Raw genomic sequence first — 22,942 nt, 5'->3', positions numbered from 1 at the left:
CGTCCTCAAACGCCGGACGGGCTGAGAGATCGATCCCCGGCCCCAGGAATGCAGGGCCCCCACCCGCCTGGCCGCCCCCAGGTCGCCATGCCCCCAAAACTCCACTTTTGTATGGAGTGATCGGTATTCGTCCCCCGATCTCACCTCACTCACTGGAGGGCGCCGTGCAGTCGGAGGGCTACGAATACGACACCCACAGCCGACTGGCCGGACCTCTCACGGAACCGACCGGCGCCTCGTACCAGGTGCAGTACACCTCGCTCCTCTCCAGTGAGCCGCGCCGAATACAGGCCGTTCTGCTGATGACCCTCGCGCCGGTGCTCACCGGCACCCTGCTCGTCTATCTCGTCTGGCCCACCCACTGGGTGGAGCGCGACGGCGGCGCGAGCTGGCTCGGCTGGCTCGACATGACGATGCTCATATCCATCGGGCTCATCGAGTTCTTCATGGTCGTCAATGTCGCCTCCGTCGCACACGCCACGCTGGTCGCCCGTGACCCCGTCCCGGTCGTCGCCGAAGCCGGCACCCGCGTCGCCTTTCTCACCACGTACGTACCGGGCAAGGAACCCCTCTCCATGGTCCGCGCCACCCTTGAGGGGGCAGTCAGGATCACCCACGACGGGCCCGGCAGCATCCTCGACGTATGGCTCCTCGACGAGGGCGACGACGAGCAGGCGAAGGCCCTGTGCGCGGAGCTCGGAGTCCGGCACTTCACCCGGCGCGGGGTTCCGCAGTGGAACCGGCCCAAGGGTGTGCACAAGGCCCTGACCAAGCACGGCAACTACAACGCCTGGATCGACCTGCACGGCGACGAGTACGACTTCTTCGCCTCTGTGGATACGGATCATGTCCCGCGCCCCAACTTCCTGGAGCGGATGATGGGTTATTTCCGGGATCCCGATGTCGCCTTCGTCGTGGGGCCCCAGGTGTACGGGAACTACGCCGAACATCCCGTGACCAAAGCCGCCGAGTCGCAGCAGTTTCTCTTCCATGCGCTGATCCAGCGGGCCGGGAACCGGTATCGCTCGCCCATGTTCGTCGGTACCAACAACGTCGTACGGATCGCCGCCGTGAAGCAGATCGGCGGGCTGTACGACTCCATCACCGAGGACATGGCCACCGGGTTCGAGATACATCAGCGCCGCAATCCCGCGACCGGCCGGTACTGGCGGTCCGTCTACACGCCGGATGTGCTCGCCGTCGGGGAGGGTCCTGCCTCCTGGACCGACTTCTTCACCCAGCAGATGCGCTGGTCCCGGGGGACGTACGAGACGCTGTTCAAGCAGTACTGGAAGGCAGTGTTCAAGATGCCTCCGGGGCGCCTCTTCTCGTACACCCTGATGCTTGTCTACTACCCCATGACCGCCGTCAACTGGCTTCTGGGCATTCTGAGTTGTGTTCTCTTTCTCTGGTTCGGGGCCTCCGGTACCGAGGTCGCCTCCTCTGTGTGGCTGATGCTCTACAGCGATGCCGCCGCCCTGCAGATCGGGCTGTATCTGTGGAACCGGCGGCACAACATCTCCCCCCATGAACCGGAGGGGTCCGGCGGCCTCGCCGGCATGGTCATGTCGGCCCTGGCCGCGCCCATCTATCTCAAGTCCTTCGGCGAGGCGCTCGTCCGCCGGCCCAGCAGGTTCGTCGTGACCCCCAAGGGCGCCGACGCCAGTGCCGACCGGCTGCTCACCTTCCGTATCCACCTCTTCTGGGCGATCCTCCTCGCGACCTCCCTGGCCGCCTCGGTCGTCCTCGACCACACCCATGCGGCCATGCGCACCTGGGCGGTCCTGGCCATCGCCATTGCCCTCGCGCCGGTCGCGGTGTGGTGCGCCACGCTCCTCATGGAGCGGCGGGAGCGGCAGGCACTGCACCGGACCGCCCGTGCCGTCGACGGTACGGAGCCCGCCCTCGCCACCAGCGGCGCGGGCTCCCCGGTCTCCGGATCCACTACAGGAGGCAACTAGCGCCATGGCCCGGAATGCGCAGCACAAGTACCGGCAGCACAAGTACCAGAAGAGCCCCAGGAGCAGGGTGACCAGGAGGGCCGTTCTCGGGGTCGGGGGCGTCGTGGTCCTGGCCGGTCTCAACGCCCCTGCCGTGGTCGAGTTCGCCGGCGAGGAGTACCACGAGTACAAGATCGCCCAGCCCGCGTACCAGGCGAAGTACGGCTCCTGGAGCCGAGTCGACATCCCCGCGGAGTACCGCACCAACGCCATCCACGCGGCTCTCCTGCACACCGGCAAGGTGCTCATCGTCGCCGGGTCGGGGAACGAACAGAGGAAATTCAACGCCGGGTCCTTCGACACCGTCCTGTGGGACCCGAAGGCGAACACCTTCAAGAAGATCCCCACCCCCGACGACTTCTTCTGCTCCGGCCACGCCCAACTCCCGGACGGACGGCTCCTGGTGGCCGGCGGCACCGCCCGCTACGAACTGCTTGACGGCGAGGTCAAACGGGCCGGCGGCGGTATGCGGATCAAGAACGAGAACGCCGCCAAGGCGGTCTACCTGAAGAAGGGCACCCGCTTCCGCTCGCCCGCGGGCGTCGAATACGTCAGCAGGTTCGACGTCACCGTCCCGAAGGCCCAGGCCCAGGCCCAGGCCCAGGCCCAGCCCGCAGCCCGCGGCACTGGCGCGACACGGTTCGGGCAGGCGCAGGCGCAGGCGCAGGCACCGGCGCCGGTGGTGGCGGGCGAGGCCCGGGTCTTCGTCGAGGCCGTCGAGGCCGGTCCGATGTCCGTCACCGAGAACCAGGCGCAGTACGACATCGTCGGTCTGACCGGCAAGGACGCGGCCAACACCTATGGGCTGAGCGAGAAGATCACCCTCGACAAGCAGGACTTCCAGGGGATCCGCGCCGCCTACGAGTTCGATCCCGTGGCCGAGCGGTATGTGCCCGTCGACCCGATGCAGAAGGCCCGCTGGTATCCGACCCTCGTCGGTCTCGACGACGGGCGGGTGCTCGCCGTCTCGGGCCTGGACGACGTCGGCCAGATCGACCCCGGGGACAACGAGATCTACGACCCCAGGACCAAGAAGTGGTCACCCGGCCCGAAGCGGTACTTCCCCACCTACCCCGCGCTCTTCCTGACCAAGGGCGGCAAGCTCTTCTACCCGGCCTCCAACGCCGGTTACGGGCCCGCCGACCAGGGCCGGGAACCGGGTCTGTGGGATCTGAAGACCAACACCTTCCGGAAGGTGCTGGGGCTGCGGGACCCCGACGAGACGGAGACCTCCTCGTCCCTGCTCCTGCCGCCCGCGCAGGACCAGAAGGTGATGATCCTCGGCGGCGGGGGCGTCGGCGAGTCCAAGAGGTCGACCCCGCGGACGGCCGTCGTAGACCTCAAGAAGGACAACCCGGTCTTCGAGGACGGACCCAACCTCCCGCAGGGCACGCGGTACCTGAACAGCGTGATCATGCCGGACGACACGGTGTTCACCACCAACGGCTCCGAGGACTACCGCGGCCGCAGCGCCAGCAACATCTTCAAGGCGCAGTTCTACGACCCGAAGAGCAACTCCTTCCAGGAGGCGGCGTCGCCCACCGTCGGCCGCAACTACCACTCCGAGGCGCTGCTGCTGCCCGACGGCCGGGTCGCCACCTTCGGCTCCGACCCGCTCTTCGACGACCAGCAGAACACCAAGCTCGGTCACTTCGAGCAGCGCATGGAGGTCTTCACACCGCCCGCGCTGCACCGGGGCGGCAAGAACCGCCCCGTACTGGAGGGCGGCCCGCGGGCGCTCGGCAAGCAGCGCCGCGCGACCTTCCGGACCGAGCACCCCGAACGGGTGGCGAAGGCCCGGCTGATGCGGCCCAGCGCGGTCACCCACACGACCGACGTCGAGCAGCGCTCCATCGAGCTGGGCCTGACCAAGGACGCGCACTCGGTGACGGTCGACGTGCCGAAGGACCCGGCCCTGGTGCCGCCCGGCTGGTACATGCTCTTCGTGACGGACGCGACGGGCACGCCGTCCGAGGCCAAGTGGATCCAGGTCAAGTGATCCAACCCGCCGACCTGACCCGGACGATGCAACTCGGTTGCTACGCCTTGGAGTTGCGCGCGAGCTCCAAGGCGTTCTCCGGCCACCACTTCCCCGCCGCCGGCCCGCCCCCGCACGTGCCGTCGGACTCCCCGGGCCGCTTGATCCACAGGTAGGCGTCGAGGGCGGGGTCGCCGGTGTCGGTCGTCGGGCGGGTGCCCAGTGCGCGGCCGGGCGGGTTGCACCAGGCGCCGGGCAGGGGGCCGTTCCCGTTGCGGCTGGTGTCGATGACGAAGTGCTTGCCGCCCAGGTCGCCGGAGAGCTCCAGGCCGTACGCCTTGGTGATCTCGTCCGTCTGGAAGTTGGAGACGTTGAGGGAGAAGCCGTCGGCCTGTTCGATGCCGGCCTGCTTCAGCGGGTCGACCAGCCTCCAGGGGTCGCGGATCCAGGCCGGGTTGCCCGCGTCCAGGTACACCTTGGTGTTCGGCTGCTGCTTGAGGCGGACGACGGCCTCCTTCAGCAGCTCCTCGCGCTCGTCGTGGTACCCGCCCGGCGTGCAGCCGTCCACGATGTGGGAGACCGCGTCCGGTTCGAGGACGACCAGGGCCTTGCCGGCTCCGAGCGCGTCCGCGAACTGCCCGATCCACGCCCGGTACGCGTCCGCGTCCGCCGCACCGCCCGCCGAGTGCTGGCCGCAGTCGCGGTGCGGGATGTCGTACGCCACGAAGAGCGCCGTACGTCCCTCCTGGGCCGCGGACGCGGTGGCCGTCTTCACGATGGGCCCCGGGTCGATCTCGCCGGCCGGCCACAGCGCCTGCGGTTCGTCCGCGATCCGCTTGAGCACCTCCGCGTCCTGGGCGCGGCCCGACTGCTGCCACTCCTTGATCTGCTCGGCGGCCGGGCTGGCCGGGTCGACCCAGAAGTCCGTGGCGCCCGCGCGTCTCGCGTTCTTCGAGGCGTTGCCCGCCACGGCGGCCGTGTCGGAGCCGGACGTGGACGAGCAGCCCGCCGCAAGCCCGAGGACCGCGAGAGCCGCGAGGGTGTGGATCAGCCGGGACATGCTGCTCCCTGGGGCGAGGGTGACATTTACTGATGATTCGTCAGTATTCTCCATTAATCGTTGCACAAGGGATTTGAGCGCGGCGGGTCCGACATGGCAGCCGTGCTGTCCGGTGCCCGCCCTGGAGGCCCGGCGGACCGAAACACGAGACGGGGCTGACCAGCATGTGACCGGCCGGTAAGGTCGGTGCCGTGCCGAAGCCGCTCAGTCTTCCCTTCGATCCGATCGCCCGCGCCGACGAGCTCTGGAAGCGGCGCTGGGGAAACGTGCCGTCCATGGCGGCCATCACCTCGATCATGCGCGCACACCAGATCCTGCTGGCCGAGGTCGACGCGGTGGTCAAGCCGTACGAACTCACGTTCGCGCGGTATGAGGCGCTGGTGCTGCTCACCTTCTCCAAGGAGGGCGAGCTCACGATGTCCAAGATCGGCGAGCGGCTCATGGTGCACCCCACCTCGGTGACCAACACCGTCGACCGCCTGGTGAAGTCGGGCCTGGTGGCCAAGCGCCCCAACCCCAACGACGGGCGCGGCACCCTCGCCTCCATCACCGACAAGGGCCGCGAGGTCGTCGAGGCGGCCACCCGCGACCTGATGGCGATGGACTTCGGCCTCGGTGCGTACGACGCCGAGGAATGCGCGGAGATCTTCGCGATGCTGCGCCCGCTGCGGGTGGCAGCCAACGACTTCGCGGAGGAATGACCCGGCCCAAGATCTCCCGGAACGGGCGGTTACGCTCGACGCCATGAAGAAGAGCGTGCTGACCCGCTACCGCGTCATGGCCTACGTCACCGGTGTCCTGCTGGTCCTGCTGTGCCTGAGCATGATCGCCAAGTACGGCCTGGATGTCGCCGGTGCCGCGGACTTCACCCGCGTCGTCGCCATCGCGCACGGCTGGCTCTACGTGGTCTACCTGATTTTCGCCTTCGACCTGGGTTCCAAGGCGAAGTGGCCGGTCGGCAAGCAGCTGTGGGTGCTACTCGCCGGGACGATCCCGACGGCCGCCTTCTTCGTCGAGCGGAAGATCAGCCACGAGCTGGAGGCGAAGTCCGCCGAGGGCTCGCCCGTGGTCGCCAAGGCATGAACCGTGGGTGCGGACCCGGCGGGCTTCCCGCCGGGTCCGTATCCGTGCTCTACAGCTGCCGGTCACCTCGCCGGCTGACCGACGTGATGGCGGCCAGGCCCGCTTCACCTCGGAGACTACGTACTCGCCGTAGCGGAGAGCGCCCCGAGCTCCTGGAGCCGCGCAAACTGCTCCGGGGGCAGGGTCAGGTCGAACCCTGGATGATCGTCCTTCTCTGTCGGACGACTGCCCTCGACATTTACTAGGACGTCCTAGTAAATTCGAAGGTATGGACGCTGACGCCATCGAGGAGGGCCGCCGTCGCTGGCAGGCCCGGTACGACAGTGCGCGCAAGCGCGACGCCGACTTCACCACGCTCTCCGGGGATCCCGTGGAGCCGGTGTACGGGCCCCGGACCGGAGACACGTACGAGGGGTTCGAGCGCATCGGGTGGCCGGGGGAGTACCCCTTCACGCGCGGGCTGTATCCGACCGGCTATCGAGGGCGTACGTGGACCATCCGGCAGTTCGCCGGGTTCGGGAACGCCGAGCAGACCAACGAGCGGTACAAGATGATCCTCGGCAACGGCGGGGGCGGGCTGTCCGTCGCCTTCGACATGCCGACGCTCATGGGGCGCGACTCCGATGATCCGCGGTCGCTCGGGGAGGTCGGGCACTGCGGGGTCGCCATCGACTCCGCCGCCGACATGGAGGTCCTGTTCAAGGACATCCCGCTGGGGGATGTGACGACCTCCATGACCATCAGCGGGCCGGCGGTTCCGGTCTTCTGCATGTACCTCGTCGCCGCCGAGCGGCAGGGCGTCGATCCGGGGGTGCTCAACGGCACGCTCCAGACCGACATCTTCAAGGAGTACATCGCGCAGAAGGAGTGGCTGTTCCAGCCGGAGCCCCATCTGCGGCTGATCGGCGATCTGATGGAGTACTGCGCGGCCGGAATCCCCGCGTACAAGCCGCTGTCCGTCTCCGGGTACCACATCCGTGAGGCCGGGGCCACGGCCGCGCAGGAGCTGGCGTACACGCTGGCCGACGGGTTCGGGTATGTGGAGCTGGGGCTCAGCCGCGGGCTGGATGTGGACGTGTTCGCCCCCGGCCTCTCCTTCTTCTTCGACGCGCACGTCGATTTCTTCGAGGAGATCGCCAAGTTCCGTGCGGCGCGGCGCATTTGGGCGCGGTGGATGCGGGACGTGTACGGGGCGAAGAGCGAGAAGGCGCAGTGGCTGCGGTTCCACACGCAGACCGCCGGGGTCTCGCTGACCGCGCAGCAGCCGTACAACAACGTGGTGCGTACGGCAGTGGAGGCGCTCGCGGCGGTGCTCGGCGGGACCAACTCGCTGCACACCAACGCGCTCGACGAGACCCTCGCGCTGCCGAGCGAGCAGGCCGCGGAGATCGCGCTGCGGACGCAGCAGGTGCTGATGGAGGAGACCGGGGTCGCCAACGTGGCCGATCCGCTGGGTGGTTCGTGGTTCGTGGAGCAGTTGACGGACCGGATCGAGGCGGACGCGGAGAAGATCTTCGAGCAGATAAAGGAGCGGGGGCTGCGGGCGCATCCCGACGGGCGGCACCCGATCGGGCCGGTCACGTCCGGGATTCTGCGGGGGATCGAGGACGGGTGGTTCACCGGGGAGATCGCGGAGTCCGCCTTCCAGTACCAGCGGGCGCTGGAGAAGGGCGACAAGCGGGTCGTGGGCGTGAACGTCCACCACGGGTCCGTCACCGGGGACCTGGAGATCCTGCGGGTCAGCCATGAGGTGGAGCGGGAGCAGATTCGCGTGCTGGGCGGCCGTAAGGCTGCTCGGGACGAGGCCGCCGTACGCAGCGCCCTGGACGGCATGCTCGCCGCCGCGCGAAACGGCGCCAACATGATCGAGCCGATGCTGGACGCCGTACGCGCCGAGGCGACCCTCGGGGAGATCTGCGGGGTGCTGCGGGACGAGTGGGGGGTGTACACGGAGCCGGCAGGTTTCTGACGCCCACCGGGTGAGCGTGACAGAAATGTGACCTGCCTCCTTTTGCATCATCGTTCCCGTGCATACCATCGGCCCGTCGACTCTGCCGATCCTCAGGGGAACTGACGGTGCGTAGGCTTTTCAGACCCAGGGTGGCCCGCGCCGCCATCGCGGTCGCAGCGGCCCTGCTGCCTTGTGCCGCGCTCGCCCCGGTCGCGGCCGCCCATGGCGGCAAGGCTCCGGTGAACCCCCTCGCCGCGCGGCTCGACGCCTACTGGAGCGCGGCCCGGCTGACGGCCGCACGGCCCGTCGACACCGGCCTGGAGGCGAACTCCGCCGCCTCCGGCCTGGAGACGGACTCGGTCTCCTCCACCGCCTCCCCGGCGGTGGACGGTCCGCAGCCGGGCGAGTACATCCCGCCCAGTCACAGCTTCGACGGCATGTCCCAGGTGGGGACCTTCTTCTGGACCGACGTCAGCGGCACCGGGCGCACCTGCAGCGGCTCCGTGGTGCGCAGCCCCGGGCGCAACCTGGTGCTGAGCGCCGGCCACTGTCTGCGCGGCTACTCCGGCACCTCCCCGCGCCGCAACCTGGCCTTCGTACCGCGGTACCACGACGGCCAGAAGCCCTACGGAGTCTTCCCGGTCCGCGCGAACGGGGTCTACGTCCCGCAGCAGTACTACGACCTGGGGGAGCACGCGGGCGCCGAGTACGACTACGGCTTCGCCGTCACCGAGCCCAACCAGGACGGCACGCCGCTGGAGGACGCGACCGGCGGGGTGCAGCTGCTCACCGGCACCGGGTACCACCACGCCCCCGTGCGGATGATCGGCTACCCGGGAGGAGCCGAGAAGCCGCTGGAGTGCTGGAGCCGGACCACCCGCTGGGACAGCGACGACCCCGCCGAGCCGGGCAGCTACCCCCGCATCGCCTGCGACGCCTTCGTGGACGGCACCAGCGGCGGACCGATGCTGGTGCCGTGGCCGGGCGGCTGGGCGGTGATCGGGGTCATCGGCGGCTACCACACCGGCGGTTACACCCCCCAGATCTCCTACAGCGCCTACTTCGGCAAGAACGTCCGGGCCCTGTACGGCGACGCCGTCGCCGGTGTCCCTCCGGCGAGCCCGGCGTCGTAGCACCGGAACACCGCTACGGCTGCTGGGTGCCCGCTACGAGTCCGCCGAGGAGCAGTGCCGTGAAGGCACGGACCCAGTCCTCGTCCGCCGGGTGTCCGCTCACCAGGGCGCGGTGGACCACCGCGCCCGCGACCACGTCGAAGATGAGGTCGGCCGTGCGGGCCGACTCGAACGGGTCCGTCTGCGGGGGCAGTTCGCCGCGTTCCTCGCCGCGGCAGCGGCCCTCCAGGACCAGGCGTTTCTGGCGTTCCACGATCGAGGTGCGGATCCGCTCCCGCAGGGCGTCGTCGCGGGTCGACTCCGCCACCACCGCCATCAGGCCGCATGCCGCCTCCGGGCGGGCCAGGATCGCCGCGAACTGGAGGACCACGCCCTCGATGTCGGCGGCCAGACTGCCGCGGTCCGGGAGCTCCAGCTCGTCGAAGAGTTCGGCCACCGCGTCCACGACCAGTTCGTTCTTGCCGGACCAGCGGCGGTAGAGCGTGGTCTTTGCAACCCCGGCCCGTGTCGCGACGTCTCCCAGGGTGAGCTTGGACCAGCCCAGCTCGACCAGGGCCTCGCGGGTGGCCGCCAGGATCGCGGCGTCCGCCTCGGTGCTGCGGGGGCGTCCGGTGGCGCGTCGGTCGGGGGTGCGGCTCTGCATCCCACGACCATAACGGGCGGTTCCTGTGAGGCAGTGAGGGAGATCACCGGGGGGTGGTATCCGGGAGGCACTCGGTGCCATTACGCTACGACTCGTAGCGAAACCGCTGGCGTGGGGTGGGGACCCGGCGTCGAACAGAACGCAACAGGACCGGCTTTCTCAACGCTTTTCATTCATGCGCGGGAACGGGGGAGGATAGACGCATGCAGCCACGGAACATGTCCATGAGCGGAGTCGTCGACCTCGCCGCGGTGAAGGCGGCCCAGGAGGCCAAGACGAAGGCGGAGCAGGCGCGCGCCGAAGCCGCCCGGCAGGGCGGCGGCACGGGAGCCGTCTCCCCGGCCGACCTGGTGATCGACGTCGACGAGGCCTCCTTCGAGCGCGACGTCCTGCAGCGGTCCACCGAGGTGCCCGTCGTCATCGACTTCTGGGCCGAGTGGTGCGAGCCCTGCAAGCAGCTGAGCCCCGTCCTGGAGCGGCTCGCCGTCGAATACAACGGGCGCTTCCTCCTCGCCAGGATCGACGTCGACGCCAACCAGATGCTGATGCAGCAGTTCGGGGTCCAGGGGATCCCGGCCGTCTTCGCCGTGGTGGCGGGGCAGGCGCTGCCGCTCTTCCAGGGGGCCGCCGGCGAACAGCAGATCCGGGAGACCCTCGACCAGCTCGTGCAGGTCGCCGAGCAGCGCTTCGGTCTGACCGGTCTGACGGTCGACCCCGACGCCGAGCCGGGCGCCGGCCAGGCCCCCGCGGCCGAGGCGGCGCCGGCCGGGCCGTACGACGAGCTGCTCGAGGCGGCCGTAAGGGCCCTGGACTCCGGGGACTTCGGCGGTGCGGTGCAGGCGTACCGGAATGTGCTGAGTGACGACCCGGGCAATCCGGAGGCCAAACTGGGCCTCGCCCAGGCCGAGTTGCTGCAGCGCGTGGGGGGCCTCGACCCGCAGCGGGTGCGCAAGGACGCCGCCGAGAAGCCGGCCGACGTGCAGGCTCAGATCGCCGCCGCGGACCTGGATCTGGTCGGCGGTCATGTGGAGGACGCCTTCGGGCGGCTCATCGACACCGTCCAGCGTACGGCGGGTGACGACCGGGACACGGTACGTCTGCGACTGCTGGAGCTCTTTGAGGTTGTTGGGGCGGATGATCCGAGGGTGGCGGGGGCCCGCAGGGCGCTCGCGCGTGCACTGTTCTGAGCGGGGCGGCGGCCCGGTTCTGACCAGTCGCTAAACGCCAGGGCATGTGATGCCCGAGTGAAAGATTTGCCGATGGAACGTCAGTGCGGCCGCGCTTTACCAAAACTTGGTAATCGCGGCCGCTGTTACTGCAAGTAAGTTTCGGGCGTTGATCTGTCGGTTTCTGTCCAACGATCAATAGTTTTGTCCGGGCCCTCGGCTGCACCCTCCGTCGCCGCCCGAGACCTGTGGGTCGTCCTTCGGTTATCCGGCCGTTACTACCCAGTAACGAAGCCCCTTGTGCGGGCGGCGAGAATGCACCACGATCGGCGACGCTCGGTCCTTTCCCGTACCCCGACAGCCGGTTGGGTCGCGGGAGTTCCTGGGTCCCCACCGAGCAGAGTCGACGCCACTGGCGCCGGCTCTTGGGCAGGGGGGTCTTCGCCGCTCGGCGAAGCCTGTCCAGCAAGGTTGTGCGTGATGCGTGTCAGGCGCGACCAGTGGTTGTCGCTCGGGGGTGATCGCCGGTGATCGGTGCGCGGTTTCAGCGCCTCCGAGTACGGGCGCTCTCCTTCCCGAGGACGTAGCACTTCTCCCATCCCTGCCCGGCTGAGCCGCCAACTGGGGGCAGTCAGGGCCAGGAGATGTACGTCCGAGAAGGAGGAAATATGGAGTCCCAGGTGCGTGGCGGGACCAGATGGAAGCGGTTCGCTGTGGTCATGGTGCCCAGCGTCGCCGCTACGGCCGCGATAGGTGTCGCCCTCGCGCAGGGCGCTCTCGCCGCGTCGTTCAGCGTGTCCGGCCAGCAGTTCAAGGTGTCGGCCGACTCGCTGGAAGGTGACGGCTTCTCGCAGTACGGAGCCATTGACTCGGGGTACACCCTCGACGGCAAGAAGACGGTTCACCCGGTGGCGGTCTCGGCGTTCGAGTCCGCGACCATCACCAACCTGTGCCAGTCCGTCGTCACCCCGAACATCCCGATACTGGGCAGCGTCAGCCTGCTCCTGCATGCGGGTGGCAGTGGCACGCCGGTCGAGGCCAGCAAGCTGTACATCGACCTCGATGACCTGAGCGCCGACGCGACGTTCAAGAACATCGACATCGGTGTGGCTGCCGGGAGCGCCAGCAAGGGCCCCGGCATCAAGAGCGGTGACGCCGCGAACCCGAACGGTTTCGCACAGCAGGCGGAGCACGCCTCGCTGTCGAAGGTGCAGCAGACGGCGTGGGCGACCACTGCCGGAACCTTCAAGCTGAGCGGGCTGAAGATGTCCGTGCAGACGGGTACGCACGAGTGCTACTAGGCACTCGGTGACGGGCGGGGGAGCCGATGGCGCCCCCGCCCGTCCACCTTCCACCACTTTCTTCACACGTACTGCAACTCACCACCACAGCACCATCACCACAGCAAAGCCGCACCAGGGAGCTGTTTTCCATGAGCGCCGAGACTCCTGCCGTAGCCGCCGGCCAGTTCAGTCGCCGGAGGGTGCAGTTCCGCGCCTGGCGGGGCACGCGGCCGTTCTGGGCCGGCCTGTTCGTCATGTTCGCCGGACTTCCCATCGCCTACTTCCCGTATGCCCACCTGCAGGTGGGGCATCTGACGCTGGCGATGGCCACCACCGCGGGCGCCGGGTCCCTGATCATCGGCGTGCTGCTGATCGTCCTGGGCTTCAGCCTGTGGTTCCAGAAGCACGTGCGTACCTTCGCGGGCGTCGCGGCGATTCTGCTGGGGCTGGTGTCCATCCCCGTGTCCAACCTGGGCGGGTTCCTGATCGGCTTCCTGTTCGCCCTGGTCGGCGGGGCGATGGCCGTGGCCTGGGCGCCGGGCGAGCCGCCGGCCGAGGCGGCGCAGGAGGACGTGCCGGGAGCGGGCGGTGCCCCGCAGGCACAGGACCCGGACACCACCATCCTCAAGCCCGTGGTGGGCGAGCCGATCGATCTGTCAGGAACGAGCCCGGCGAACGGGGCGAACGGGAGGCACAGTGCCGGCTGACGAGGTGACCCACGGGACTGATGTGGACGAGTCCCGTGTGAGAACCGGGCCGCGCCACGCGGCACCCAAGAAGCCGCTGTTCACCAGGTTCCACATGCCGGCGGGCAAGGCGATAGCCACCGTGGCGATGCCGACGGCGGTCATCATGGGCATGGGCTTCACGTCCTCGCTCGCGCTGGCCGACAGCGGCGGCTCGACGTCGAACAGCCAGGCCGCGAACGACTACAAGGACTGTGTCGCCGCGCTGGACAGTTCGTCGGCCTCGCCGTCGCCGTCCGCCTCGGCGAGTTCCAGTGACTCCGCGGACAAGGCGACGCCCTCGCCCTCGTCCACCGCCGGCACGTCCAAGGACTCCTCGGACTCGACGTCGGGCTCGGGCAAGACTGGTTCGTCGGATTCAGGTTCCGACGACAAGGCCACGCCCACGCCGTCCGCTTCGTCGAGCTCCGGCAAGGACACGTCGGGCAGCGACACCGCCACGCCGAGCCCTTCGGCGTCCGCGAGCAGCGGTGGCGGTCTGCTGGACGACCTCGGCAACGCGATCACCGGCATCTTCACCGGCGGCAGCGGGAGCTCCACATCGAGCGCGAGCCCGACGCCCACGCCGTCCGCCTCGGCGAGCGCGAGCAAGGACTCTGCGTCTTCGGGGTCCTCGGGCACGAGCGCGTCGGACACCGTCAAGGACACGGCCAAGAAGGTCACCGACACGGTGGGCAAGACCGTGAAGGACACGACCGACACGGCGACCAAGGCGGCCGAGGCGGCCACCAAGGCGGCCGAGGCGGCCACCAAGGCGGCTGAGAAGGCGGCCGAATCGGCCACCTCCGCCAGCCCCTCGCCGAGCTCGTCCACGGACGCGGCGAACTGCAAGGCCGCCACGGACGACACGGGCGGCGTCGACAACAAGGTGCCGGTGGCGGACGACCCCTGGTACCTGAACGCCAGCTCGCTGACGCTGAAGAGCGCCGACTACCAGGGCATCGTCAAGGTCAAGATGGCCAACGGCACCACCAAGAAGGTGCTGAAGTACGTCATCTCCGGCGGCACCGACATCGGCGACCTGCACCAGACGGTCAAGGACACCGACATCAACAAGACCTACCACGTGCAGGCCGGGTCGGGTACGACGTCCACGATCACCGGCGGCGCGACGACGATGTACACGGAGTCCATCTCCGGGAACCTGTTCGGTCTGATCCCGATCACGTTCAGTCCGGACAGCCCGCCGCCGTTGAACATCCCGTTCATCTACTTCACCAACGTGAAGGTCGTCCAGGCCGCTCAGTTCGGCGGCACCCTGCATGTGCCCGGCATGCATGTCTACACGACCGACGGAACCGGCTGAGCGCCGTCACAGACCCGTTCGGGAGCCGCGCAACACACTGAGGGCGCCCCCTTTCACAGGGGGCGCCCTCAGTGCCGTACAACAGCCTTTACGGCGCTGGTCAGTTGCTGCCGCTGCCGCCCGCGATGTGGTGGACGCGGAGCATGTTGGTGGTGCCGGGGACGCCGGGGGGCGAGCCCGCGGTGATGATGACGATCTCGCCCGGGTTGAAGCGGTTGATCTTGGCGATCTCCTGGTCGACCATGTCGACCATTTCGTCCGTGCTGTTCACGAACGGCACCACGTGCGACTCCACGCCCCAGCTGAGGGTGAGCTGGTTGCGGGTGTTCTCGTCGGTGGTGAAGGCGATGATCGGCTGCTGGGCGCGGTAGCGCGACAGACGGCGTGCGGTGTCGCCGGACTGGGTGAAGGCCACCAGGCCCCGGCCGCCGAGGAAGTCGGCGATCTCGCAGGCGGCACGCGCGACCGAACCACCCTGCGTACGCGGCTTCTTGCCCGGCACGAGCGGCTGCAGGCCCTTGCTCATCAGCTCCTGCTCGGCCGCGACGACGATCTTCGACATCGTCTTCACGGTCTCGACCGGGTAGGCGCCCACGCTCGACTCCGCCGACAGCATGACCGCGTCCGCGCCGTCCAGGATCGCGTTGGCGACGTCGGACGCCTCGGCGCGCGTGGGGCGGGAGTTGGTGATCATCGACTCCATCATCTGGGTCGCCACGATCACCGGCTTGGCGTTGCGGCGGCAGAGCTCGATGAGCCGCTTCTGCACCATCGGGACCTTCTCGAGCGGGTACTCGACGGCCAGGTCGCCGCGGGCCACCATGACGGCGTCGAACGCCATCACGACGCCCTCCATGTTGTCCACCGCCTGCGGCTTCTCCACCTTGGCGATGACGGGGACCCGGCGGCCCTCCTCGTCCATCACCTTGTGGACGTCGGCCACGTCCTTGGCGTCCCGCACGAAGGACAGCGCGACCATGTCGCAGCCCATGCGGAGAGCGAAGCGGAGGTCCTCGACGTCCTTCTCGCTCAGCGCCGGCACATTGACGGCCGCGCCGGGCAGGTTGATGCCCTTGTGGTCGGAGACGACACCGCCCTCGATGACGATCGTCTTCACCTGCGGGCCCTCGACGTCCAGGACCTTCAGCTCGACGTTGCCGTCGTTGATCAGGATCTGGTCGCCGCGGTCGACGTCACCGGGCAGGCCCTTGTAGGTCGTACCGCAGATGGACTTGTCGCCCGGGACGTCCTCGGTGGTGATCACGAACTCGTCACCGCGTTCGAGCTCGACCGGGCCTTCGGCGAAGGTCTCCAGACGGATCTTCGGGCCCTGCAGGTCGGCGAGGACACCGATGGCACGGCCGGTCTCCTTGGACGCGGCCCGGACGCGGTCGTACCGGCCCTGGTGCTCGGCGTGGGTGCCGTGGCTGAAGTTGAACCTGGCCACGTTCATTCCGGCCTCGATCATCGAGACCAGCATTTCGTGGGAGTCGACCGCGGGGCCGAGAGTACAGACGATTTTCGAACGGCGCATGGGGCGATCCTATCGGTTTGTTTCGCCGCGGAATATTCCGTCTGGCGGAAGATACAAATGGGCGGGTCCGCGCTCAGGCGTGTTACTGCGGTGTATTCCTCAGAGTTCTTCAGCTGTTCTTTCCGACTGCCACCAGTGCGTAGGTCTGTGCGGCGATCTCCAGTTCCTCGTCGGTCGGCACCACGGCGACCGCCACGCGCGCGTGCGCGGGCGAGATCAGCCGCGGTTCGCCACTGCGTACGGCGTTCAGCTCCCCGTCCACCGCCAGGCCCAGCTCCTCCAGGCCCGCAATGGCAGCCTCCCGCACCGGGCTCGCGTTCTCCCCGACTCCCGCCGTGAAGGCGACCGCGTCCACCCGGCCGAGTACGGCGTAATAGGCGCCGATGTACTTCTTCAGGCGGTGAATGTAGATGTCGAAGGCGAGCTGCGCCTCTTCGTCACCTTCGTCGACCCGGCGACGTATCTCCCGCATGTCGTTGTCACCGCACAGCCCGATCAACCCGCTCTTCTTGTTGAGAAGAGTGTCGATCTCGTCCGTGGACATTCCGCCAACACGCATCAAATGGAAGATGACGGCCGGATCCAGGTCTCCGGAGCGCGTACCCATCACAAGCCCTTCCAGAGGCGTCAGCCCCATGGAGGTGTCCACGCACCTCCCGCCCCGTACGGCGGAGGCGGATGCGCCGTTGCCGAGGTGCAGCACGATGACGTTGACCTCCTCGGGCGCCTTGCCGAGCAGTTCCGCGGTGGCCCGGGAGACGTATGCGTGCGAGGTCCCGTGGAAGCCGTACCGCCTGATCCGGTGCTCGTCGGCGGTCTTCAGGTCGATCGCGTAGCGGGCGGCCGACTCGGGCATTGTCGTGTGGAAGGCGGTGTCGAAGACGGCGACCTGGGGGAGGTCGGGCCGCAGGGCCTGGGCCGTGCGGATGCCGGTGAGGTTGGCCGGGTTGTGCAGGGGTGCCACCGGTATCAGCCGCTCGATCTCGGTGAGCACGGCCTCGTCGATCACGGTCGGCTCGGTGAAGGTCTGCCCGCCGTGCACGACCCGGTGCCCGATCGCGGCGAGCTCGGGGGAGTCCAGCCCCAGCCCGTCCTTCGCCAGTTCCTCCGACACGGCCTTCAGGGCGGCCTCGTGGTCGGCGATCGGCCCGTTCCACTCACGGGAATCGCCGGTCGTGAGAAGCGTGTGCTTGAGCCGCGAGGTCTCCTCGCCGATCCGCTCGACGAGGCCCATGGCCAGCCGGCGGCTGTCCCGCATGTCGAGCAGCTGGTACTTCACCGACGAGGAGCCGGAGTTGAGGACGAGGACGCGGGTGGCACTCACTGGGCGGTTGCCTTCTCGGTAAGGGCGATCGGGGTCTGGGCCTGTATTGCAGTGATGGCGACAGTGTTCACAATGTCCGAGACAAGAGCGCCCCGGGACAGGTCGTTGACCGGCTTGCGCAGACCCTGCAGCACCGGTCCGACGGCGATGGCGCCGGCCGAACGCTGCACGGCCTTGTAGGTGTTGTTACCCGTATTGAGGTCAGGGAAGATCAGAACCGTTGCCTGCCCGGCGACTTCGGAGCTCGGCAGCTTGGTGGCCGCGACGGTCGGCTCCACGGCGGCGTCGTACTGGATCGGCCCCTCGATCTTCAGGTCGGGGCGCCGCGAGCGCACCAGCTCGGTCGCCTCCCGCACCTTGTCGACATCGGCGCCCGAGCCGGACGTACCCGTCGAGTACGACAGCATCGCGATCCGCGGCTCCACGCCGAACTGCTCGGCGGTGGCGGCCGACTGGATGGCGATGTCGGCCAGCTGCTCGGCGTTCGGGTCGGGGTTCACGGCGCAGTCGCCGTAGACGAGGACCTTGTCGGCGAGGCACATGAAGAAGACCGACGAGACGATGTCCGCGTCCGGCTTGGTCTTGATGATCTCGAAGGCGGGGCGGATGGTCGCTGCCGTCGAGTGGACCGAACCCGACACCATGCCGTCCGCGAGGCCCTCCTGGACCATCAGCGTGCCGAAGTAGTTGACGTCCGAGACGACGTCGTACGCCAGCTCCACCGTCACGCCCTTGTGGGCCCTGAACTGCGCGTACTTCTCGGCGAAGGAGTCGCGCAGTTCGGAGGTGGCGGGGTCGATCAGCTGACACTCGCCCAGGTCGATGCCGAGGTCGGCGGCTTTCTTGCGGATCTGCTCGACCGGACCGAGCAGGGTGAGGTCGCAGACCCGGCGGCGCAGCAGCACCTCGGCCGCGTGCAGGACGCGCTCCTCGGTGCCCTCCGGGAGGACGACCCGCCGCCTGTCGGAGCGGGCCTGCTCCAGCAGCTTGTGCTCGAACATCATCGGCGTGAGGCGGTCGCTGCTGGGCGCGGAGACGCGCCGCAGAAGGTCGCCGGTGTCGACGTACCGCTCGAAGAGCCCGAGCGCGGTCTCCGCCTTGCGTGGCGTCGCCGCGTTCAACTTCCCTTCCAGGGAGAAGAGTTCGGTGGCGGTGGCGAAGCTGTAGCCGGGCACCGAGAGCACCGGGGTGCCTGGGGCGAGGCGGGCGGAGAGGGTGAGGATCTCGTCGCTCGGCACCTCGTTCAGGGTGAGCAGCACACCCGCTATCGGCGGGGTGCCGGCGCTGTGCGCGGCGAGCGAGCCGACGACCAGGTCGGCGCGGTCGCCCGGGGTGACGACCAGGCAGCCCGGGGTCAGAGCGGTCAGGAAGTTCGGCAGCATCGCACCGCCGAAGACGAAGTCCAGGGCGTCGCGGGCCAGCCCCGAGTCGTCGCCGAGCAGGACCTTGGCGCCTAGGGCCTGGGAGATCTGGGAGACGGTGGGGGCGGCGAGGGCGGGCTCGTCCGGGACGACGTAGCACGGCACGGGCAGGCGGGAGCCGAGTTTCTTCGCGATCTCCTCCCGGTCCTCGCGCGCGACCCGGTTCGTCACCATCGCCAGGACGTCGCAGCCCAGCCCCTCGTACGCGCGGTAGGCGTTGCGCGTCTCGGCGAGCACGGACTCGGCCGTCTGCCCCCGGCCCCCGACCACCGGGATCACGGACGCGCCGAACTCGTTCGCCAGCCGGGCGTTCAGGGAGAGCTCGTCCGGCAGCAGGGTGTCCGCGAAGTCCGTCCCCAGGACGAGGACGACCTCGTAGTCGCGGGCGACGAGATGGAAGCGTTCGACGAGGGTGGAGACCAGTTCGTCCGTCCCCTGCTCCGCCTGCAGGGCGGACGCCTCGTGATAGTCCATGCCGTAGACGGTGGCCGGATCCTGGGAGAGCCGGTAGCGGGTGCGGAGCAGCTCGAACAGGCGGTCGGGCTGGTGGTGGACGAGCGGCCGGAACACCCCGACCCGGTCGACCTGCCTGGTCAGGAGCTCCATGACCCCCAGCTCCACGACCTGGCGGCCGTCGCCGCGGTCGATCCCGGTCACGTACACGCTGCGCGTCACGCGTGCTCTCCGTTTCCTTGCGGCGTTTTCCTTGCGGCGTTACAAAAATCGCCCACCGAGGTGAGCAGAACCCTCTTGACAATACCCCTGGCGCTGGATAAGGCGCCCGTCAGGCTCGGAGGTGGAGCCGACGTCCCGATAGGGCCAATCGGGGCATACAACCCAGAAGGGATATCGTCCTGTCGGGCATGAAACAATCGGACCGGCTCACCGCAACCACCGGGCTGGCTCACCGGTATCGACAGCGAGCAGGAGACACAGCACGATGCGCATCGGAGTTCTCACCGCCGGCGGCGACTGCCCCGGTCTGAACGCAGTGATCCGGTCGGTCGTGCACCGAGCGGTCGCGCAGTACGACGACGAGGTCATCGGCTTCGAGGACGGGTACGCGGGGCTGCTGGACAGCCGCTACCGCACCCTGGACCTGGACTCCGTCGGCGGCATCCTGGCCCGCGGCGGCACCATCCTCGGCTCCTCCCGCCTGGAGCGCGACCGGCTGCGCGAGGCCTGCGACAACGCCTCCGACATGATCCACGAGTTCGGCATCGACGCCCTGATCCCGATCGGCGGCGAGGGCACGCTCACGGCCGCGCGGATGCTGTCCGACGCGGGCCTGCCGGTGGTCGGGGTCCCGAAGACGATCGACAACGACATCTCGTCGACGGACCGCACCTTCGGCTTCGACACCGCCGTGGGCGTCGCCACGGAGGCGATGGACCGCCTGAAGACGACCGCCGAGTCGCACCAGCGCGTGATGGTCGTCGAGGTCATGGGCCGGCACGCGGGCTGGATCGCCCTCGAATCCGGCATGGCGGCCGGCGCGCACGGCATCTGCCTCCCCGAGCGCCCCTTCGACCCGGCCGACCTCGTCAAGATGGTCGAGGAGCGCTTCTCCCGCGGCAAGAAGTTCGCGGTCGTGTGCGTGGCGGAGGGCGCCCACCCCGCCGAGGGCAGCATGGACTACGGCAAGGGCGACATCGACAAGTTCGGCCACGAACGCTTCCAGGGCATCGGTACGGCGCTGGCGTACGAGCTGGAGCGGCGGCTCGGCAAGGAGGCCAAGCCGGTCATTCTCGGCCATGTGCAGCGCGGTGGCGTCCCGACCGCCTACGACCGCGTCCTCGCCACCCGTTTCGGCTGGCATGCGGTGGAGGCGGCGCACCGGGGCGAGTTCGGCCGTATGACGGCTCTGCGCGGGACGGACATCGTGATGGTGCCGCTGGCGGAGGCGGTGACCGAGCTGAAGACGGTCCCGAAGGACCGGATGGACGAGGCGGAGTCGGTCTTCTAGGACGGTCCGACCTTCTAGACCCTCTAGACCTTGTAGACCCTCTAGACCTTGTAGACCTTCTAGGTCGGCCGAACCTGCCGGACCTGCTGGATCTGCCTCATCCGGTGTTGTCCTGGACGGCCGCCCAGAAGTGGTCGACTATCCGGTCCAGGAACGCGCGGCCGGCGTCGCTCGAATCGCTGGCCGCGTTCCCGTCGCCCCAGCTCAGCGAGGCGACCATCTGCCCCTGGTACTCCTGGTGCAGCGCCTGGAGGGTGTCCTCCAGGAGGTGCCGGTCCAGGGGCACTGTTTTGGCCACCGGGCGGACGTACGCCTGCCAGCGTGTGGTCACGGCGCTGCGCAGCTGCTCGGCCAGCTTCTCCTCGCGTCCTGTGACGGTGACGAAGTCCGGGAGCGAGAGGTCGAGCAGGTCGGCGAGCGTGGCGGACTGGCGTTCGTTGCCGCGCCAGGCGTTGTGCTCCTCCATGTGCATATAGGCGAGGAACTCGAGGCCGACCGTGCGGGCTATGTCCTCCGGGGCGAGGCCACGGGCGATGCGGTGTTCGCGCAGGGTGCGGGGCCTGCCGATGATGTCACCGGGGGAGCACCACAACACGCCTGCGAGGGCGGAGAGTTCGGCGCCGGACGGGGCGACCGTTCCGCGTTCCCAGGCGAGGACGAGGTCCGGGGAGACATAGGGCAGCCCGTACGAGACTCGCAGGCCGTAGGCGACATGTTCGGGGCCCATGTTGAGGGCGGAGCGGAGCCGGCGGGCGGCGGGGGCGTCGAAGGGCGGGGCGGGCTGGTGCCGGCGGGCGGGGCGTTGGTGCACGGGGCACAACGTAGGCGGGCGGTGACGCCGTGACTACGGTCTGTTCGGCCAGGATCACGGATTGTAGGAACGTACGGATTCGGCCACCCGTGCGGACCGTACGGGGGTGGCCGAAGATCGTCTGTCGGTGGGGCGGGCGCGCTGGCGAGGATGGCGCGAAGCCGTCCGGGCGGGCGGCCCGAAGGGCGGTGACTTTGTGAACGTCAAGCTCGAGGGGCATATTCGCGAGCGTCTGCTGGCGCCGAACTTCTGGCATCTCGCGACGGTGGATCCGGACGGGGTGCCGCATGTGTCGCCCATGTGGGCGGACATCGAAGACGAGTACGCCATGGTCAATACGTCGATCGGCCGTGTGAAGATCGACAACCTGCGGCTCAATCCGAACGTCTCGCTGTCGCACCGTGACGCCGAGAACCCGTACGACCGGGCGGAGATCCGGGGGCGGGTCGTGCGGTTCGTGGAGGGGGAGGAGGCGGAGCGGGGCATGGACCGGCTGGCGCGGAAGTACATCGGCCAGGAGCGGTATCCGTGGCTGCTGCCCGGGGAGCGGCGGGTGATGCTGCTGATCGAGCCGGTGCGGGTGCGGCGGGTCGTGGGAGTGGAGCCGTTCCGGGCGGGCGTGCTGCCGGAGGCGTGAGCGGGTTCCCGGGCAGGCTCTTGAGCCGGTTCCTGAGCAGGTTCTTGGGCGGGCTCATCCCTTGACCGCCCCGCCCAGTGCGAACCCGCCGCCCAGCCGCCGGGCGATCAGCACGTACAGCAGGATCACCGGCGTCGAGTAGACGATCGAGAACGCCGCCAGCTGCCCGTACGCCACCATCCCCCGGTTCCCGAAGAACTCGTTGATGCTCACGGAGGCCGGCATCTGGTCGGGCGTCAGCAGCAGCATGAAGGGGACGAAGAAGTTCCCCCACATGACCACGAACGAGAACACCGTCACCACCGCCACTCCCGGACCCATCAGCGGCAGCACGATGCGTACCAGCGACTGGAGCGACGACGCCCCGTCCGTCCACGCCGCCTCCTCCAGCTCCTTCGGCACGCCGTCCATGAAGTTCTTCATCAGCCAGATGGCGAAGGGGAGTTGGGAGGCGGCGAAGAAGAGGATCGTGCCCTGCATGGTGTCGATCAGGTTCACCTGAACGAACAGTGCGTACACCGGCACCATGATCGCCGTGATGGGCAGGCTCGTCGCGAAGAGGATGGTGAGCAGGAACGGGCGGTTCAGCCGTGACCGGAAGCGGGAGAGCGGGTACGCCGCCAGGGCCGCGCACACCACCGTCAGCAGCGTCGCGCCGCCGCACAGGATCAGGCTGTTGAGAAGCGGTGTGAAGGTGATGTCCGAGGTCAGGATCGCGTCGAAGTTGGACCAGGTGAGGCCGTCCGGGGCCTTCACCCGGAGGTCCGCGTGCGGGTCCACTGACGACAGGAGCACCCACGCCAGCGGCAGCGCGAAGGTGGCGGCCACCGCCAACAGGCCCGCGTCGGCGGCCAGTCGGTGGCTTCTGCGGCGGGAGGCGAGTGTACGGGCCATGGTGTC

Annotated in this window: 19 protein-coding genes; 12 read left to right on the top strand and 7 right to left on the bottom strand. The window is 68.7% G+C overall.

Going from position 1 to position 22,942, the window contains the following annotated elements; translation table 11 throughout:
• Nucleotides 1-164 precede the first annotated feature (164 nt).
• Both P2Q00_RS41455 and glxA read left to right on the top strand, forming a co-directional pair.
• Nucleotides 165-1,961 (top strand): glycosyltransferase family 2 protein, encoded by a 1,797-nt coding sequence (locus P2Q00_RS41455; RefSeq protein ID WP_275779828.1) that lies wholly within the window; start codon nt 165-167, stop codon nt 1,959-1,961.
• 4 nt (nt 1,962-1,965) lie between these two features.
• Nucleotides 1,966-3,999, top strand: coding sequence for a radical copper oxidase GlxA (gene glxA / locus P2Q00_RS41450; protein WP_275779826.1), 2,034 nt, complete (start codon nt 1,966-1,968; stop codon nt 3,997-3,999).
• Nucleotides 4,000-4,039: 40 nt separating this feature from the next.
• On the opposite strand, the gene P2Q00_RS41445 is transcribed toward glxA, so the two are convergent.
• Nucleotides 4,040-5,038, bottom strand: a complete 999-nt coding sequence (locus tag P2Q00_RS41445) for a glycoside hydrolase family 6 protein (RefSeq protein ID WP_275779824.1) — start codon at nt 5,036-5,038, stop codon at nt 4,040-4,042.
• Nucleotides 5,039-5,229: 191 nt separating this feature from the next.
• Here P2Q00_RS41445 and P2Q00_RS41440 point away from each other — a divergent pair, with 191 nt between their 5' ends.
• From P2Q00_RS41440 to P2Q00_RS41425, 4 genes are all read left to right on the top strand, one after another.
• Nucleotides 5,230-5,739 carry a MarR family winged helix-turn-helix transcriptional regulator gene (locus P2Q00_RS41440; RefSeq protein ID WP_275779822.1) on the top strand — a complete coding sequence of 170 codons (510 nt, stop codon included), beginning with the start codon at nt 5,230-5,232 and terminating at the stop codon, nt 5,737-5,739.
• 43 nt (nt 5,740-5,782) lie between these two features.
• Nucleotides 5,783-6,121, top strand: coding sequence for a DUF3817 domain-containing protein (locus P2Q00_RS41435; RefSeq protein ID WP_275779821.1), 339 nt, complete (start codon nt 5,783-5,785; stop codon nt 6,119-6,121).
• 268 nt (nt 6,122-6,389) lie between these two features.
• Nucleotides 6,390-8,090, top strand: a complete 1,701-nt coding sequence (gene icmA / locus P2Q00_RS41430) for a coenzyme B12-dependent isobutyryl-CoA mutase large subunit (protein ID WP_275779820.1) — start codon at nt 6,390-6,392, stop codon at nt 8,088-8,090.
• Between the two features lie 107 nt (nt 8,091-8,197).
• Nucleotides 8,198-9,205 (top strand): trypsin-like serine peptidase, encoded by a 1,008-nt coding sequence (locus P2Q00_RS41425; RefSeq protein ID WP_275779819.1) that lies wholly within the window; start codon nt 8,198-8,200, stop codon nt 9,203-9,205.
• A gap of 13 nt (nt 9,206-9,218) precedes the next feature.
• On the opposite strand, the gene P2Q00_RS41420 is transcribed toward P2Q00_RS41425, so the two are convergent.
• Nucleotides 9,219-9,848, bottom strand: a complete 630-nt coding sequence (locus P2Q00_RS41420; protein ID WP_275779818.1) for a TetR/AcrR family transcriptional regulator — start codon at nt 9,846-9,848, stop codon at nt 9,219-9,221.
• Between the two features lie 203 nt (nt 9,849-10,051).
• Between P2Q00_RS41420 and P2Q00_RS41415 the strand changes: the two genes are divergently transcribed.
• From P2Q00_RS41415 to P2Q00_RS41400, 4 genes are all read left to right on the top strand, one after another.
• Entirely contained in the window at nt 10,052-11,035 is a 984-nt protein-coding gene (locus P2Q00_RS41415) for a tetratricopeptide repeat protein (RefSeq protein WP_275779817.1), read from the top strand.
• 647 nt (nt 11,036-11,682) lie between these two features.
• Complete coding sequence (locus P2Q00_RS41410; RefSeq protein WP_275779816.1) at nt 11,683-12,315, top strand: DUF6230 family protein; 633 nt, start codon at nt 11,683-11,685, stop codon at nt 12,313-12,315.
• Between the two features lie 131 nt (nt 12,316-12,446).
• Nucleotides 12,447-13,004, top strand: a complete 558-nt coding sequence (locus tag P2Q00_RS41405; protein ID WP_275779814.1) for a DUF6114 domain-containing protein — start codon at nt 12,447-12,449, stop codon at nt 13,002-13,004.
• A complete protein-coding gene (locus P2Q00_RS41400) occupies nt 12,994-14,349 on the top strand; it encodes a hypothetical protein (RefSeq protein ID WP_275779813.1) in 1,356 nt (451 codons plus the stop codon). Before P2Q00_RS41405 ends, P2Q00_RS41400 begins: the two co-directional genes overlap by 11 nt.
• Nucleotides 14,350-14,449: 100 nt before the next feature.
• On the opposite strand, the gene pyk is transcribed toward P2Q00_RS41400, so the two are convergent.
• The 3 genes from pyk to pta form a co-directional block, all read right to left on the bottom strand.
• On the bottom strand, nt 14,450-15,883 hold the full coding sequence (pyk, locus tag P2Q00_RS41395; RefSeq protein ID WP_275779812.1) for a pyruvate kinase: 1,434 nt from the start codon (nt 15,881-15,883) through the stop codon (nt 14,450-14,452).
• 109 nt (nt 15,884-15,992) lie between these two features.
• Nucleotides 15,993-17,207, bottom strand: coding sequence for an acetate kinase (locus P2Q00_RS41390; RefSeq protein WP_275779810.1), 1,215 nt, complete (start codon nt 17,205-17,207; stop codon nt 15,993-15,995).
• Nucleotides 17,204-19,303 (bottom strand): phosphate acetyltransferase, encoded by a 2,100-nt coding sequence (gene pta, locus P2Q00_RS41385; protein ID WP_275779809.1) that lies wholly within the window; start codon nt 19,301-19,303, stop codon nt 17,204-17,206. The genes P2Q00_RS41390 and pta overlap by 4 nt, the downstream gene beginning before the upstream one ends.
• Nucleotides 19,304-19,568: 265 nt before the next feature.
• On the opposite strand from pta, the gene P2Q00_RS41380 reads away from it, so the two are divergent.
• Nucleotides 19,569-20,594, top strand: a complete 1,026-nt coding sequence (locus tag P2Q00_RS41380; protein ID WP_275779808.1) for an ATP-dependent 6-phosphofructokinase — start codon at nt 19,569-19,571, stop codon at nt 20,592-20,594.
• Nucleotides 20,595-20,691: 97 nt separating this feature from the next.
• On the opposite strand, the gene P2Q00_RS41375 is transcribed toward P2Q00_RS41380, so the two are convergent.
• Entirely contained in the window at nt 20,692-21,405 is a 714-nt protein-coding gene (locus P2Q00_RS41375; protein ID WP_425579604.1) for a helix-turn-helix domain-containing protein, read from the bottom strand.
• Nucleotides 21,406-21,601: 196 nt separating this feature from the next.
• Between P2Q00_RS41375 and P2Q00_RS41370 the strand changes: the two genes are divergently transcribed.
• Nucleotides 21,602-22,042 carry a TIGR03618 family F420-dependent PPOX class oxidoreductase gene (locus P2Q00_RS41370; RefSeq protein WP_275779845.1) on the top strand — a complete coding sequence of 147 codons (441 nt, stop codon included), beginning with the start codon at nt 21,602-21,604 and terminating at the stop codon, nt 22,040-22,042.
• A 54-nt stretch (nt 22,043-22,096) separates the two neighbouring features.
• Here the strand turns inward: P2Q00_RS41370 and P2Q00_RS41365 are convergent, their stop codons facing one another.
• Nucleotides 22,097-22,936, bottom strand: coding sequence for a carbohydrate ABC transporter permease (locus P2Q00_RS41365; protein WP_275779806.1), 840 nt, complete (start codon nt 22,934-22,936; stop codon nt 22,097-22,099).
• Nucleotides 22,937-22,942 lie beyond the last annotated feature (6 nt).

The organism is Streptomyces coacervatus, from assembly GCF_029223485.1.
Classification (GTDB): Bacteria; Actinomycetota; Actinomycetes; order Streptomycetales; family Streptomycetaceae; genus Streptomyces; species Streptomyces coacervatus.
This window is presented reverse-complemented; position numbering and strand designations above follow the sequence as displayed.

What these genes read in the sequence shown, in the direction of transcription:
- P2Q00_RS41415 (WP_275779817.1), top strand. Translation starts at nt 10,052, where the DNA reads ATGCAGCCACGGAACATGTCCATGAGCGGAGTCGTCGACCTCGCCGCG.
- pyk (WP_275779812.1), bottom strand. Translation starts at nt 15,883, where the DNA reads ATGCGCCGTTCGAAAATCGTCTGTACTCTCGGCCCCGCGGTCGACTCC.
- P2Q00_RS41365 (WP_275779806.1), bottom strand. Translation starts at nt 22,936, where the DNA reads ATGGCCCGTACACTCGCCTCCCGCCGCAGAAGCCACCGACTGGCCGCC.
- P2Q00_RS41380 (WP_275779808.1), top strand. Translation starts at nt 19,569, where the DNA reads ATGCGCATCGGAGTTCTCACCGCCGGCGGCGACTGCCCCGGTCTGAAC.
- P2Q00_RS41410 (WP_275779816.1), top strand. Translation starts at nt 11,683, where the DNA reads ATGGAGTCCCAGGTGCGTGGCGGGACCAGATGGAAGCGGTTCGCTGTG.
- P2Q00_RS41420 (WP_275779818.1), bottom strand. Translation starts at nt 9,848, where the DNA reads ATGCAGAGCCGCACCCCCGACCGACGCGCCACCGGACGCCCCCGCAGC.
- P2Q00_RS41405 (WP_275779814.1), top strand. Translation starts at nt 12,447, where the DNA reads ATGAGCGCCGAGACTCCTGCCGTAGCCGCCGGCCAGTTCAGTCGCCGG.
- P2Q00_RS41445 (WP_275779824.1), bottom strand. Translation starts at nt 5,038, where the DNA reads ATGTCCCGGCTGATCCACACCCTCGCGGCTCTCGCGGTCCTCGGGCTT.
- glxA (WP_275779826.1), top strand. Translation starts at nt 1,966, where the DNA reads ATGGCCCGGAATGCGCAGCACAAGTACCGGCAGCACAAGTACCAGAAG.
- P2Q00_RS41435 (WP_275779821.1), top strand. Translation starts at nt 5,783, where the DNA reads ATGAAGAAGAGCGTGCTGACCCGCTACCGCGTCATGGCCTACGTCACC.
- icmA (WP_275779820.1), top strand. Translation starts at nt 6,390, where the DNA reads ATGGACGCTGACGCCATCGAGGAGGGCCGCCGTCGCTGGCAGGCCCGG.